At 38.8% G+C, this 15,202-nt stretch carries 10 protein-coding genes; 1 reads left to right on the top strand and 9 read right to left on the bottom strand.

Annotation, left to right across the window (positions count from 1 at the left end; all coding sequences use genetic code 11):
* Nucleotides 1–387: 387 nt before the first annotated feature.
* From NNJ85_RS03790 to gyrB, 8 genes are all read right to left on the bottom strand, one after another.
* Nucleotides 388–1,386, bottom strand: coding sequence for a complex I NDUFA9 subunit family protein (locus tag NNJ85_RS03790; protein WP_254473657.1), 999 nt, complete (start codon nt 1,384–1,386; stop codon nt 388–390).
* Between the two features lie 43 nt (nt 1,387–1,429).
* Entirely contained in the window at nt 1,430–2,749 is a 1,320-nt protein-coding gene (locus NNJ85_RS03785) for a folylpolyglutamate synthase/dihydrofolate synthase family protein (RefSeq protein ID WP_254473654.1), read from the bottom strand.
* A 4-nt stretch (nt 2,750–2,753) separates the two neighbouring features.
* Nucleotides 2,754–3,674 carry an acetyl-CoA carboxylase, carboxyltransferase subunit beta gene (gene accD / locus NNJ85_RS03780; protein ID WP_254473652.1) on the bottom strand — a complete coding sequence of 307 codons (921 nt, stop codon included), beginning with the start codon at nt 3,672–3,674 and terminating at the stop codon, nt 2,754–2,756.
* An 874-nt stretch (nt 3,675–4,548) separates the two neighbouring features.
* A complete protein-coding gene (locus NNJ85_RS03775) occupies nt 4,549–5,268 on the bottom strand; it encodes a sulfate transporter family protein (protein ID WP_254473650.1) in 720 nt (239 codons plus the stop codon).
* Nucleotides 5,269–5,420: 152 nt separating this feature from the next.
* Nucleotides 5,421–6,848, bottom strand: coding sequence for a bifunctional phosphopantothenoylcysteine decarboxylase/phosphopantothenate--cysteine ligase CoaBC (coaBC, locus tag NNJ85_RS03770; protein ID WP_254473648.1), 1,428 nt, complete (start codon nt 6,846–6,848; stop codon nt 5,421–5,423).
* Between the two features lie 68 nt (nt 6,849–6,916).
* Complete coding sequence (gene ubiB, locus NNJ85_RS03765; RefSeq protein WP_254473647.1) at nt 6,917–8,503, bottom strand: 2-polyprenylphenol 6-hydroxylase; 1,587 nt, start codon at nt 8,501–8,503, stop codon at nt 6,917–6,919.
* Nucleotides 8,504–8,505: 2 nt separating this feature from the next.
* A complete protein-coding gene (ubiE, locus tag NNJ85_RS03760) occupies nt 8,506–9,288 on the bottom strand; it encodes a bifunctional demethylmenaquinone methyltransferase/2-methoxy-6-polyprenyl-1,4-benzoquinol methylase UbiE (RefSeq protein ID WP_254473645.1) in 783 nt (260 codons plus the stop codon).
* A 118-nt stretch (nt 9,289–9,406) separates the two neighbouring features.
* On the bottom strand, nt 9,407–11,839 hold the full coding sequence (gene gyrB, locus NNJ85_RS03755; RefSeq protein WP_254473643.1) for a DNA topoisomerase (ATP-hydrolyzing) subunit B: 2,433 nt from the start codon (nt 11,837–11,839) through the stop codon (nt 9,407–9,409).
* A gap of 619 nt (nt 11,840–12,458) precedes the next feature.
* On the opposite strand from gyrB, the gene NNJ85_RS03750 reads away from it, so the two are divergent.
* Nucleotides 12,459–13,373 (top strand): transporter substrate-binding domain-containing protein, encoded by a 915-nt coding sequence (locus tag NNJ85_RS03750; RefSeq protein ID WP_254473641.1) that lies wholly within the window; start codon nt 12,459–12,461, stop codon nt 13,371–13,373.
* Between the two features lie 11 nt (nt 13,374–13,384).
* On the opposite strand, the gene NNJ85_RS03745 is transcribed toward NNJ85_RS03750, so the two are convergent.
* The gene (locus tag NNJ85_RS03745) at nt 13,385–14,917 is read right to left on the bottom strand and encodes a YifB family Mg chelatase-like AAA ATPase (protein ID WP_254473639.1); all 1,533 of its coding nucleotides are present in this window, start codon (nt 14,915–14,917) and stop codon (nt 13,385–13,387) included.
* Nucleotides 14,918–15,202: the final 285 nt, after the last annotated feature.

Here is a 15,202-nt window from a genome sequence, read left to right as displayed (position 1 = left end):
ACTCTTATTCTACGCACGCATACGGTTGTTTAAGAAAGGCATTATGACCTTGTTTCATTTCATTATTAAGCTTTTGAGCAAAATAATATAATGCAAAGCTATATGTTGTTATCTTTATGTTTATGAATAGGTAATCCAGATCCAGTTCTTCTAGATTCCTATGGTGCCTCTACTTCTACATTAAGACAGTTTATAAGAGACGCTTTTTATGTTTTAATAATTTCTATCAAAAGACTGTAAATGTGTAAAGAAACACTTTGTGTAATCTTGAATAGAGCATTTAAAATGCAAAAACACCAATCTATTGAACACGCTGTTTTTAAAATAGCGAACAACAAGCTATGAATTATAAATCAAATAACTAATTCAGTTTTGGGAGAATTTATTTTAGACGGTTAAGTTTTGGGAAAATTGACCATGTGGACGAAATCTCCAGAGATAACTTGGCAAGGACGCAGCGATTGCTTTAGGAGTAATTCCCACACCTTCTAAAGTATAGCCATTTTCAAGAGCTTCTTGAGAAACAATGTTATCCATTTGCAAAAAGCGTATCTGATTAGCCGTTACAAGTGTTGGTACAAAGGGCAATTTACCGATTGTTCCCAAAACTCCTCCAATCAATAACCCCGCAGAAAGAGGCATGGACAGAAGCATTTTTTTACGGTGAATAATTTTGAGTATATTTTCAAGAGCATTTTGGAAAGTAATAATCTGGGGACCACCAAGATCATAATTTTTTCCCCAAGAAACCTGTCCATCTAAGGCACGTGCGATAAACTCAGCAACGTCACCAACATACACGGGTTGCAATTTACTTTGCCCACCTCCAAAAAGAGGCATAATGGGTAAAAAACGTGATAAATCTGCCAAGGTATTAAAGAAACAATCCTCTGGTCCAAAGATAACAGATGGACGGATAATAATTGCTTGAGAATGCTTGTTATGAATGATTTGCTCACCCATAAATTTAACACGCGCATAAAGACATGAAGCATTCTCTTTGGCTACAAGTGTTGACATATAGATGAGTGGAATACCAGCTTCTGCTGTTAGTTCAGCAACATTGTAAGTACCATCAATTTGTGTACTTTTAAAATTAGATTGATTGGCTTGTTTTAAACTACCAGGCAAAAACACTGCAGCATCAGCTCCAAGTAATGCACGTGCAACAGAGGCAGGATGCTTGATATCCGTTTTAAGCATTTGGGTTTGTCCTACTTCTCCCATTTGGAGCATGTAATAAGCCTTTTGTGGATAACGAACAGCGATACGAACGCGATATCCTCGTTTCGTCAAAGTTTCGACGACATGACGTCCTACAAAACCAGACCCGCCAAAAACAGTAATAAGTTTAGGATGTTGATAAAGTGCACAATCAAGTTGCATGATTAAAAAGTCTATCTTTCAAAGCTTTAAAAATAGTCAATTTCTAACACGGTGGTGTTTTATTGTCACGCAAAATATCGCCAGCAAGATAAAGGGAACCTCCAATAAGAACAATAGCCTCTTGATATTCTTCCTTAATTTTATGCAAAGCATCTTGTAGGTGTGCTTGGGCGGATGCAAAAATTCCTGCTTTTTGGGCTGATTCAGCTAAATTTATTGGACAGATACTGGCGTTATTATTAATAAGCGGTATCGTATATACTTTCTCGACAAGGCTCGCTAAAGGACGAAAATAACCGACAGCATCTTTTGTATTGATCATGCCAGCAATCATAATAATGGGACGATTTGTTTTTTTTCTCCATTGTGTAAGTTCAGCGGCAATAACTTTTCCAGCAGCAGGATTGTGACCACCATCTAACCATAAATCAAACTTAGGAGACAGTTGATCAACCAAATATCCGTGGGTGAGATGTTGCATACGTGCGGGCCAATAAATATTTTTCAAAGCGTTGTTTATGACTTGTTCTGAAAGTTGAAAACCTGCTTGATAGACTGCTTCAAGAGAAGCTCCAGCATTGGCAACTTGGTAGTCTCCAATAAGGTTAGGAAGGGAAAGATCCATGAGACCTTGATTGTTTTGAAAAACCATACGTCCATGTTCTTTATAGCTTTGATAATCTTGATCAAATAGAGAATAAGGTGCTTTATTTTTATCGGCAAGGGATATTAAAGTAGCAAAAGTTTCTTCATAATCTTGCTTACCGATAACCACAGGAACATTTGGTTTGATAATTCCCCCTTTTTGGAAAGCGATTTGAGCAATTGTGTTTCCAAGAAAGTTCTCATGATCATAATCAATGGGCATAATAAGCGATACGGCTGGTTTGTTAATGACATTGGTAGCATCAAAACGTCCTCCCAACCCAACTTCTAAAATGACAACATCAGCTGGATGTATACGAAACAGCATAAAGGCAGCGGCTGTAAAAATTTCAAAAATAGTAATCGGCTCTTGATGATTGATTTTTATGATTTCACGGATTGTTTCAGCTAATAAGGTCTCTGGAACAAATTGACCACCTCCTTTTTGTCCTAACCGGCAGCGTTCATTCCAGTTGACGAGATGAGGTGAGCTGTACATATGAATGCAGTAGCCTGCACTTTCTAAAAGAGCACGACAAATTGCTGAGGCAGATCCTTTACCATTTGTTCCAGCAATGTGAATAACAGGGCCAAGTTTTAAATGTGGATTGCCCAGACGTTCTAAAAGACGAACAATACGCTCCAAAGAAAGATCAAATTTTTTTGGATAATTCTTGAGTAAATCATCCACCATCCTTTGTACTTGACTTTTTTGCATAAATTTAAGCTGCTTTTATTGTAGAAAGCGGTGTTTTAGAATCTGTTGGGGATGGGTTGGAAGGGTTAACAACAGCAGGGTGTTTTATCATTAAGCGTAAAAGACGTGCAATGGTTGGTTTCATTTCTAAACGCGATACAACCATATCAACCATACCATGTTCAAGCAAATATTCACTACTTTGAAAACCTTCTGGTAGAGTTTCGCGTATAGTTTGTTGAATCACACGTGGACCAGCAAACCCAATCATAGCGCCGGGTTCAGCAATGTGAATATCGCCGAGCATGGCGTAAGAAGCAGTAACGCCACCAGTGGTAGGGTTGGTCAGAACAACAATATAGGGAAGTTTTGCTTCTTTCAGCATTTCAATTGCTACTGTTGTACGGGGCATTTGCATCAATGAGAGCGTTCCTTCTTGCATGCGTGCACCACCAGAAGCAGCAAAAAGAACTAACGGACGCCTTTCAGCAATAGCCGTCTCAAAAGCTTTGATAATAGCTTCTCCTGAAGCCATACCAAGAGACCCACCCATAAAAGCGAAATCCTGAACAGTTGCAATGATGGGTAAGCCTTCAATCGTACCACGTGCACTTAAAATATTGTCATCAACACCAAGTTTAGAACGATAATCTTTTAACCGGTCAATATAACGTTTTTCATCGCGAAACTTTAAAGGATCTGTTACAACTTTTGGATTTTCAAGAGCTGTATAGACACCATCATCAAAAAAATGCATGAGACGATTTTTGGCACTGATACGCATATGATAGCCAGAATTGGGAGCCACAAATTGATTGGCTTCCAGATCTTTATGGAAGATCATTTCACCACTGGTAGGATCTTTAATCCATAGATTTTCTGGAATTTCACGGCGTCCCAATATAGAGTTAATTTTAGGACGAACATAATTTGTAATCCAGTTCATCTTTATAACCTTCCTTTAAATATTACACATCTTTTGCATGATTTGAAAGAATATAGAACTTAAGCAGTCACATTTGCTTTTCCGGCTGAACAATAACCAATCCACTTAATATTCTTATTCATACACATATAGCTCTAATCTCATTGTTTTTTATTTTTAACATTTCCAAAGTCATAAAAATCGTATGCACGAAGAGTGTTCCCTATCACAAATCTCTAAGACATCTTAAAAACTTACATGTTTTATTCTTTGACATTGGTGTTAAAATTCACCTCTTGCGCTGGTTAACAAACCGCTTATTTTCTTTTAATAAAAATGACTCTCCAATTAATCACGAACACCAACGGTCCTAAAGCAAAGAAACCTCATAATATAAAAACCTTAACAAGGCGATACGCATCCATTAAAAAGAATGGATATGACAGTGTTATGTTAGCGAAACGCTAATAGTAGGGCAAGATTTTTTTCAAACGGTTTTCTTAAAGCGCACGCATTTCACATATTTCAAAAATTCATGATGCTTCCCATTTTTATTGAAATAGAAGGTACAAACCGATATCTTCATACTCTTTGCTTGTTTCCAATGTGACAATAATTTTTGCATTGAGAGGGAGTATGAGAGGTATTTTATGCCTTTTTAAAAGTGCTTTTATCCACACACAGTTCCCGTTTATGACCTCTCAACAAACCATTGCAATTGGATTCAAGATCAACAGGGTTAAAATGAGAGAGTTTTATGATATTTAGGTTTTCTATTCATGTCATAAAACGATAAATTATCATTATAAATCAATATATTGACTTAAAAAGGTCAAGCATAGAATTTTATAATATGTTTTCTTTGGCTAACGAGTTTTGTGAAATTTAAAGAACATTATTTTTGAGTGATGCGTGCCATGGTTTTTTGGGAAAGCATTTTGTGTAAATGTGTCATAAAGGCAGCTGCAAAAAGTGGTGTAGCTAAATTAAGAATGGGAATTGAAACAAAAACCGCAATCAATAATCCAGCACCAAAAACCGTTGTATAATGAGTATGTAAAAAAGCACGCGCATCTTGTTCTGTTCGAAAACGATAAGCAGCAAACAAGAAATATTCGTGCCCAAGCAAATAACCATTAATAACATAAAAAGCAATGAAATTAACACCTGGTATGAAGAATAAAATAAAAGCAATTCCATTACCAAGAAGGCTTAAAATAACAAATTTAAAGGAGAGGATAAGAGAACGTCCAAATGGCATCGCTTGTCCAAGAGGCTCATTTGGATAATCTTCCTTTTCAATAATTTCAGCAGCAGAGTCAATGAAAAAACTACCAATCATAGCGGTGATGGGGGCAATCAAAAAAGCCAACAAAAGAGCCAAACCAAAATTGAAAATGATAAGCATGCTAAATCCCAACCATCCTGCCCAACTTGGAAGTCCAGGAAGAAACTGAGAAATCCAAGGCCAAAAGTAAGACACAAAAAGTTGGTGTACACATAACCATAAAATGGCGAGCACAAAAAAAGTAATCCCCAATGCTTTTAGGATCATAATGCTATATTGCGAAGTCAGCAAACGTTGTAAAGCACGATAGGCAGCAGTAAAAATCATAGATTAATAAACTAAGGAAAGAAGCAAAAAAAACAAGAAATATATTTAAAGAAGGTGTTGTGTAATTTTTCCTTTCTTGAATTAAAGCTCTATTTTCAATAACACTAAAGAAATACATTGATATTGTTTTGTAAAAAAGAGGATTTTCACCTTTATATATTATTAAAATCAGGTGTTTTTTTCTCATGAGGTGTAGGCATTTGGAGAGCAAAAAATGATACGATCATGTTTGCTAATTTTTGTGCTACGTGCTGTTTACGCATAGGGTGCCATTGTTCAACTTTTTCTTTACTTACAAGATAAACTTGGTTTGTATCAGCGCCCATGACACTTGTGCCATCCGGTTGAAGAGAAATATCATTAGCAAGAATGAAATCAGCGCCTTTTTCAACACATTTTTTTTGTGCATTGGCAATGATATCACAAGTTTCAGCAGCAAAACCAATAACCAAGGAGGGGCGGTTTGGAGCATGTCCAATTGTTGCTAAAATATCGGGATTTTCAACCATATGGAGGGATGGTGGTGTTTTATGAGCATTTTTTTTAATTTTATGTAAAGATTGCGTTTGACTGCGCCAGTCACAAACAGCAGCAACAAAGATGGCACCATCAGCGGGCAATGATTCTTGAACAGCTTGTAACATTTGTTGTGCTGTTTCAACGTGAATAGTTTTTACATCTTGTGGATCTGCAAGATTAACGGGTCCACAAATAAGGGTTACTTTTGCCCCCAAATGCGCAAGGGCGGTTGCAATGGCATGACCTTGTTTACCCGAAGATCGATTAGCAAGATAACGCACTGGATCAATGGGTTCATGGGTAGGACCAGAGGTAACGATGAAATGACGACCAGAGAGAGGTTTTTCATGTACATCTAAAAGAGCCTCTATGGCAGCGACAATGGTTAAGGGTTCACTCATGCGCCCATGACCTGTCTCGTCACGTTCAGCCATATTTCCGATTTCTGGTCCGATAATATGAACGCCATCTGCGCGCAATTGTGCAACATTGCGAACAGTAGCTGGATGCGCCCACATGGCTGGATTCATAGCGGGGGCAATTAAGAGTGGACAGCGTGCTGCTAAAAGGATGCAATCGGCGAGATCATCTCCTATACCCTGGGCTATTTTTGCAATGCGATTGGCTGTAGCAGGGGCTAAAATAATAAGGTCAGCATCACGAGCTAGGCGGATATGTCCGATATCATGTTCTTCTTCGCGTGAAAATAAATCAGTATATACAGTACGACCGCTTAAAGATTCAGCGGCTAAAGGCGTAATAAATTTTTGCGCTGCTTTTGTCATTATGACATTTAAGTATGCTCCACGTTCTTTTAAACGACGAATGAGATCAAGCGCTTTATAGGCCGCAATACTTCCACCAATAATAAGAAGGAGTGATTTTGATTGCAATGATTGCACCTCAACGGCACTTGCATGAGAGAGGTGCGGGGTGAGAGCGGTAGGATTACTTAGAAGACGGCGCGCTTCTTTTTCCATAGAAATGCCATTTTGCGCGGCGCGTATGCGCAAAGCTTCTTTAATTTCAGGAGAGAGGTTACGAATAGTAATACTGGCCATAAAATATCTCCAAGAAACAAAATGATTGCAATGATTTCATTGTTGATATTTTTAGCATATTAAGGAGATTAGAAAAGATGAAAAAAGTAAAAAGTGAAAAAAACACAACAAAGTGCAATAATAAACAGGCTATAACGACCATAACGGTTTCTACGACTTTGTTCAGCAGCAAGTTGTTTGAGGGTCGCAGGAGAAAGATTAAAACCTGTTTTCCTTATTTGATTGAAATCTTCTTCTATACGCTGGAAATTTTGTACCAATTGTGGCGTTTTGCGTGCCAGAGAAAGGAGAGCTTGCGCTCCTTCGCTAAAGTCTTTTGCAACACCTATGGGGCCTAAATTTTTACTAATCCATTCTCTGACAACGGGTTCAGAAGCTTTCCACATGTTAAAACTGGGGTCTAATGTGCGGGCAACACCCTCCACGACAACCATTGTTTTTTGCAGTAAGAGAAGTTCAGGTCGCGTTTGCATGTCAAACAATTCAGTGACTTCAAACAACAATGTGAGCAACTTAGCCATGGAAATGCTTTGTGCTGATTGTCCGTGAATTGGTTCACCAATCGCGCGATTAGCTTGCGCAAAGCTTTCAATATTATGGTGTGAAGGGACATAGCCTGCTTCAAAGTGAGCACGAGCTACCCGATGGTAATCGCGGGTAATAAAGCCATAAAGAATTTCAGCAAGGAAATGTTTTTCTTTTTTGCCAAGCCTTCCTGTAATCCCTAGATCAACAGCAACAATACACCCATCTGAGTCTACAAATAAATTACCAGGATGCATATCGGCATGAAAAAAACCATCACGCAATGTGTGGCGTAGAAAAGATTGAATAAGCGTAACGGCAAGCGCCTGTAGATCAAAACCCGCTTCTTTAAGCTTGGAAATTTCGGATATTCTTATACCATCAATCCATTCCATGGTGAGAACATTACGCCCTGTCCGTTCCCAATCAATTTTTGGCACTCGAAAACCGGTATCCTGTTGAATATTTTCAGCCATTTCAGATATAGCTGCTGCTTCTAAGCGTAGATCCATTTCAAGGCGTGTTGTTTGTGCTAAAGTATCCACCACACGAACAGGGCGCAACCTTCGGGAGGCAGGGATATAACGTTCTTGTAAATGCGCAATGAGATAAAAACCTCTAAGATCTTTAGAAAAACGCGCGCGGATATTGGGACGAATAACTTTTACGGCACATTTTTTCTTATGACCGGTTTCATCACGATATTCGGCAGGATGAACCTGAGCGATAGAAGCAGCGGCAATGGGGGGATAAAAATTGACGAATAAATCATCAATAGAGCGACCAAGCGAACTTTCAATTTGAGCAATAGCTGCGGTACAAGAAAATGTTTCAACACGATCTTGGAGTTGTGATAAATCGTCTGCAACATTCCGTCCGACAATATCAGGTCGTGTGGCAAGAAATTGACCAAGTTTTATGTAAGAGGGTCCAAGCTTATTGATGGCATACGAAATATTTTCAGATCGCTGTTTCTTTTTTGTTTTGCGTCGTGCTAATGCACGCGCTATACGATGACATAACGCTGGAAATCCTTGAAGATCATCATGAGGAAGAGCACTTAAAACACCTTCACGCGCTAAAATCCATCCTGCACGCATCAATTGAAAATAAGGAAAAATTTGCACCATTTTTAAAGTTTCCAACCTGAATGCAGTGCTGCAATCGCACCGGTGAGATTGCGGTACGATACGCGTGAAAATCCCGCTTGCTTGATCATATGGGCAAAATCATCTTGTTTAGGAAATTTGCGAATAGATTCAACCAAATAACGATAAGCATCGCCATCATTTGCAATAAATTGACCCAGTTTAGGGATAGCATGGAAAGACCAAAGATCATAAATTTTATCGAGCCAAGGCATCTCGACATTTGAAAATTCTAGACATAAGAAACGTCCACCGGGCTTTAAAACACGAAAAGCTTCTCTAAGAGCTTGATCAATATGAGGAACATTGCGAATTCCAAAAGCAATTGTGTAAGCGTCAAAGCTTTGATCTTCAAAAGGGAGATGTTCTGCATTGGCTTCAACAAAATCAATCAGAGGAGCAAGACCATTTTTTTGTGCGCGTTGTTTGCCAACGTTGAGCATAGAGCCATTAATATCAAGAACCGTAGCATGGACTTTTTGGCGTGAAGCATTAAGGATACGAAAAGCAATATCACCTGTACCACCAGCGACATCAAGAACTTTCCAATGAGAAAGTGCCGGTGGAGAAAGCCATGCAACCATAGAATTTTTCCACACACGGTGTAGTCCTAAGGATAAGATATCATTCATCTTGTCATAATTTTCAGCAACAGAATGAAACACACCATTCACCATGGATTGTTTTTGTGTTTCATCAACTCTTGTAAACCCAAAGGAGTGCTCCATACCTCCTTTGGTGCCTACACGTTCTGTTTCAGTTGCCATATCTATGACCTTCCTTATTTTTCTTTTATCGTAAATGAAAGAAAGAGGTAATGTTCAAATACGAAAAAACAACGTATAAAACTGCGACGTTTATACAGCCAAAAACAGAAGAGTACCTTTAGATGTCAAGATTAGCAACGCTTAAGGCATTGTCTTGAATAAAAATACGTCTAGGTTCAACTTCATCACCCATGAGACGAGAAAAGAGTGAATCTGCATCGGTTGCATCATTAATTTTTACTTGTAAAAGAGAACGCGCATTGGGATCAAGGGTTGTTTCCCAAAGCTGTTCAGCATTCATTTCCCCAAGACCTTTATAGCGTTGAAGAATAATACCCTTTTTACCGTTTGTAAAAATGCTCTCTAAGAGGCTCATAGGTCCAAAAATATGCTCTGTTTTATCTTTGCGACGTAAAAGAAGAGGCGGATGATATAGGTCGCTAAAGTTTTGGGAAATGCGATCAATTTGACGTGCATCTGTTGAGTTTATAAGTCCTGCATCAAGCGTGATAACATCTTTAACACCACGCAAAACACGCTCAAAACATAAACTTCCATTTTCTGTATATTGCCCACGCCATCCCTGCTCCATATCATCAGCAATCAGATTAAGACGCTGCGCGACAGCATCTGCTATTTTTTGTGCTTTTTCTTGTGTTGCAAAGGCTTCAGGGTTAAAAGCCCCAACAATGGCCGCTTGCTCGACAACATTGCGGTCATAACGGGTATGAAGACCATTTAAAAGTTGACGGAATATACGGGCATCTTTAGCGAGTTGATATAAATCAGCCCCTGCCCGAACTTCTCCCGTTGAAAGCTCGAGAGTTGTTTCTTCTAGTCCCGTATCGATCAAGAATTCTTCAAAGGCTGCTTCATTTTTAATATATTGAGAAGATTTTCCACGCGATACTTTATAAAGAGGAGGTTGCGCAATATAAAGATGTCCCCGTTCAATCAACTCGGGCATTTGTCTAAAAAAGAAAGTGAGCAGCAGAGTGCGGATATGGGCTCCATCAACATCCGCATCTGTCATGATAATAATCTTATGATATCGCAATTTATCGGGTGAAAATTCATCTTTACCAATAGATGTTCCAAGAGCTGTAATAAGGGTTCCGATCATATCAGATGAGAGCATACGGTCGAAGCGGGCTCGTTCAACATTGAGGATTTTACCGCGAAGAGGTAAAATTGCCTGATTTTGACGTGAACGTCCACTTTTTGCTGAACCACCTGCTGAATCTCCCTCGACGATAAAGATTTCTGATTTTGCAGGATCACGCTCTTGGCAATCAGCAAGTTTTCCTGGCAGAGAAGTGATATCAAGCGCTCCTTTTCGCCTTGTGAGTTCACGTGCTTTGCGTGCAGCTTCACGTGCTGTTGCAGCTTCCACTACTTTACTAATAAGAAGTTTTGCTTCATTAGGGTGTTCTTCCAGCCATATTGAAAGACCTTCATTGACCAAATTTTCAACAACGGGGCGTACTTCAGAAGAAACCAATTTGTCCTTTGTTTGTGAAGAAAATTTAGGATCAGGAACTTTGACAGAAAGAATAGCTGTTAATCCTTCACGGCAATCATCACCGGTTAAATTCACTTTTTCTTTTTTGGCAATCCCTGAAGATTCAGCATAACCATTAATTTGGCGTGTAAGAGCACTTCTAAAACCGATTAAATGCGTTCCACCATCCCGTTGAGGAATATTATTGGTAAAACACAAGACCTTTTCATGATAGGAATCATTCCACCATAGGGCAACATCAACGCCCATACCATCTTTTTCACTGGTAATGTAAATAGGAGCGTCCAGGAGTGCTTTTTTTGATTGATCAATATATTTGACAAACTCTGTTAATCCGCCTTCATAATGCAATTCAACGGATTGAATGTCAGCATGACGCTCGTCAACAAGAAGAATATGAACTCCAGAATTAAGAAAGGCCAATTCCCGTAAACGACGCTCTAAAGTTTCAAAATCAAACTCAATCATGGTAAAAGTTTCAGAGCTTGGTAAAAATCTAATTTCTGTTCCACTTTCTCGTTCACAATTGCCAACAACTTTTAAGGGAGCATCAGCCATTCCATGGGTAAATGACATTTCATGAATTTTACCATTCCGTCTGATTTGCAATTTAAGCCAAACAGAAAGTGCATTCACCACAGAGACACCAACACCGTGTAATCCACCTGAAACTTTGTAAGAGTTTTGATCAAATTTTCCACCGGCATGAAGCTGTGTCATGATAACTTCAGCAGCAGAAATACCTTCTGTTGGATGGATATCTGTTGGAATTCCACGTCCATTATCACGAACCGAACAAGAACCATCCGCATGGAGTGTGACGTTTACAAGAGTTGCATGACCGGCTAAAGCTTCGTCGATAGCATTGTCTACAACTTCATAGACCATATGATGTAACCCTGATCCATCATCAGTATCACCGATATACATACCCGGACGTTTGCGTACAGCATCAAGACCTTTGAGAACTTTGATAGAGGCGGCGCCATAGTCATCGCCTGGTGTCGGTGAGGTTATTTCATCACTCATAAGTTAGTCCATTTCTGTGTTCAATTTACAATATTTTATCCGCTTTTTTAAAGCTCAATGTTCCGCTCAGTTATTTATGGAATAACCACATTAAACATTTACCGTATATCAGCGTTAGATTCAATATCTGTCGATTATAATGGAGAGAATGATGAAATGATATGACACTATTATACAGTAAAACACTGTCATTTAGGACGGTTATATAAAATAAGTAAGCGCTTCTTTGATATATTTAAGTATTTTTACAGTGCGTGGTGAATATTCAGCGCAGGGTTTATCTGTCTAGCCTTTCGTTAAGTAAATCGCATGAATGGGAAGACAAAAGAATTTAAAAGCGTAATTTATCGAGAGAAGCTGAGTTTGAAGAGTATAACGTCAAATACCTTGAGAATTCTATAAGGTTAATTTCTTTTTATAGATTTGTTTGGGAATATTTGAGATCAAAAGTTTAAGCATTTTCAATATATTTCAAAAAATATACGGAAACTGTTAAAATTTTTAACAGTTTAAAAAAGCGCAAGAATTTTATTTATGAAACGGAAGATATTTTGGTGAAGAGCGTTAGATAATAACGAAGCAGCGTTGCATCTTATCTTTGAAAAATGGGGAAGAGATTTTGAAAATAAGAAAACCTATCCACATCAAACATCTTCAATGGCGTTTACGGTATTTTTTACTCCATAATTTATACACTCTTTTTATTCGTATTTTATTTGTAGCAGGGGGATTTCTATTTTTCTCTTACGCAGAAGCTGAAATAGCTGGAAGGTTGCCTTCTTTTTTTGATTCGCATGAACATTTTGTACAACCTGATACCAAGGATATCATTCGTTTGCGTTTTGTAACAACTTTTGATTTTCCTCCTTTTAATTTTCTTGATCAAACGGGGCATCTTGCAGGTTATAATATCGATTTATTGCGTGCTCTTTGCTCAAAATTAAACTTAGAGAAACTTTGTGAAGTAGAAGTGGTTCCTTGGAAAGAGCTTGTCGAGCATGTCAAAAATGGTGGTGCAGAAATCATTATTGCGGGTTTAAAAGAAACAAGTCAAACCCAACAAGATCTTATTTTTACAAAGTCATATTTGCGCTTTCCAGCGCGATTTGTTGCTTCTCGACAGTTAAATCTTGATGAGCCAATAAGCGATCAATTGGCCCATTTAACCAGTGGTGTTTTGTCTAACAGTATTCACGAAAAGCTCTTTCATAATTATTTTCCTAAAGCAAAATGGCAAGGATTTAAAGAGAGGGAAGAGCTCTATCAAGCCTTACAGAAGCGTACAATTGACCTTATTTTTGACGATGGATTTGCTTTATCGTTATGGTTCAAAAATCAAAAATCTGTTGATTGCTGCCATTTTGTTGGGGGGGCATATATGGCTCCACAGTTATTGGGTCAAGGAATGCAGCTTGCTGTTGCAAAAAAGAACGAAAAATTGGTTGATATCCTTAATTATACCCTAAAATCTTTAGAAGAGGATGGTAAACTCGCAGAGCTTTATTTACGTTATTTTCCAATAAGTTTTTATTGATGAGCAGTTTTTTAGTTAAGAGCTGTTAATCTTTCCGTACCGAGTCGATAGGAGATAGCTTCTGCAAGATGATGGCGTGAAAGATTATTGGATCCATCAAGATCAGCAATTGTGCGTGCAACTTTGAGAATACGATGATAAGCACGTGCAGAAAGGTGCATTTTTTCACTCACATCTTGTAAGAATATGGCGGCATTTTTATCAGGAATGGCAATTTGTTCTATAATTTTGGCAGGGCAATCGCCATTGGTTCGGATATGATCCAACCCTAGTTTTGCAAAACGTTTGGCTTGAATGGTACGGCACCGTGCGACACGTTTTGCAACATCACAGCTTTTTTCTGATTTCTCTGGTTGCATAAGGTCCATCGCTGTCAAAGCAGGAACATCAATTCGTAAATCAATTCGATCGAGCAGCGGACCAGAAATACGGGATTGATAATCGATTTGACAGCGTATACCTTTAGCACAAACATGGCCTTTTTCACCTGCCATACCACATCGGCAAGGATTCATTGCGGCAATGAGTTGGAAGCGAGCAGGATAGCTGATATGGTGATTAGCTCTAGCAATAACCGCTTCTCCACTTTCTAAAGGTTGACGAAGGGAATCGAGAACTTGCGGAGAAAATTCAGGCAACTCATCAAGAAATAACACGCCATTATGAGCAAGTGAAATTTCTCCTGGTCGTCCTTTAAGTCCTCCACCAATCATTGCTGCCATAGAAGCAGAATGATGTGGAGCACGAAAGGGGCAATGAAGTGAAATGGTATTGTGAATTGTTTCTCCTGTAATAGATGCAATCAGACAGACATCTAAAAGCTCGCGACTATCAAGAGGGGGTAGAATAGAAGGTAAGCGTTGCGCCAACATAGATTTTCCAGCACCAGGAGGACCGACAAATAAAAGGTTATGGTGCCCAGCAGCACAAACTTCTAAGGCACGTTTGGCTGTTTTTTGTCCTTTGATTTCACAAAGATCTGGAAGTTCAGTTTCGATCGTATATTGGCGCGGTTGTGGACGTTTTTGAATTTGGATCCCTTTAAAATGATTGACTATCGTGAGAAGAGTTTCTGGGGCAAGAATATTTATTTCTGCATTTGCCCATGCTGCTTCAGGTCCACATTGAAAGGGACAAATCAGTCCTTTATCGAGTGATACAGCTGTCATGGCCGCTGGTAAAACACCATTGACAGCGGTCAGCGAACCATCCAGTGACAATTCACCTAAAATGACATAGTCTTGCGCTACTTCGGGAGGGAGGATTCCCATAGCAAGCATTAAGCCTACAGCAATTGGCAAATCATAATGTGATCCCTCTTTAGGCAAATCAGCTGGTGCAAGATTAATCGTAATTCGTTTGGTTGGCATAGAAAGCCCACAAGCATGGAGGGCTGCTTGTACACGTTCACGGCTTTCTGCAACGGCTTTATCGGCTAATCCAACAATAGCCATTCCTATTTTACCGGATGAAACCATAACCTGTACATCGACAGGGACTGCTTCTAGACCGCGAAAAGCAACAGTTGTAATACGTGCGATCATTTATCTTCCCCCTTCAGACTTGGGAGAGACAATCATATCTACGCACAAAAATCAAGAAGCATCTCTATGGTTTTTTAAATGGAGAGGTCTATATGCATACATAGGTTTTTATAGCGTTCTCATGGTAAGTTATTTGTACAAATTTAACCATGATAATATGGAGCGCAATAAAACACTTATAATAAGCTAAATGAATATGTTAAGAAAAAGGAATAAGGCTGTTTATGTGATACAACAGAGCAGAATGTTGTTAAGATATGAGGGGAGGGTGACGTTATGTATCGC

Origin of the sequence: Bartonella sp. B1098, assembly GCF_944896145.1 — a bacterium.
GTDB lineage: Bacteria > Pseudomonadota > Alphaproteobacteria > Rhizobiales > Rhizobiaceae > Bartonella.
Note: the sequence above shows the minus strand (reverse complement) of the source record. Positions and strands in the feature narration are given on the sequence as shown.

What these genes read in the sequence shown, in the direction of transcription:
- NNJ85_RS03790 (WP_254473657.1), bottom strand. Translation starts at nt 1,386, where the DNA reads ATGCAACTTGATTGTGCACTTTATCAACATCCTAAACTTATTACTGTT.
- NNJ85_RS03785 (WP_254473654.1), bottom strand. Translation starts at nt 2,749, where the DNA reads ATGCAAAAAAGTCAAGTACAAAGGATGGTGGATGATTTACTCAAGAAT.
- accD (WP_254473652.1), bottom strand. Translation starts at nt 3,674, where the DNA reads ATGAACTGGATTACAAATTATGTTCGTCCTAAAATTAACTCTATATTG.
- NNJ85_RS03775 (WP_254473650.1), bottom strand. Translation starts at nt 5,268, where the DNA reads ATGATTTTTACTGCTGCCTATCGTGCTTTACAACGTTTGCTGACTTCG.
- coaBC (WP_254473648.1), bottom strand. Translation starts at nt 6,848, where the DNA reads ATGGCCAGTATTACTATTCGTAACCTCTCTCCTGAAATTAAAGAAGCT.
- ubiB (WP_254473647.1), bottom strand. Translation starts at nt 8,503, where the DNA reads ATGGTGCAAATTTTTCCTTATTTTCAATTGATGCGTGCAGGATGGATT.
- ubiE (WP_254473645.1), bottom strand. Translation starts at nt 9,288, where the DNA reads ATGGCAACTGAAACAGAACGTGTAGGCACCAAAGGAGGTATGGAGCAC.
- gyrB (WP_254473643.1), bottom strand. Translation starts at nt 11,839, where the DNA reads ATGAGTGATGAAATAACCTCACCGACACCAGGCGATGACTATGGCGCC.
- NNJ85_RS03745 (WP_254473639.1), bottom strand. Translation starts at nt 14,917, where the DNA reads ATGATCGCACGTATTACAACTGTTGCTTTTCGCGGTCTAGAAGCAGTC.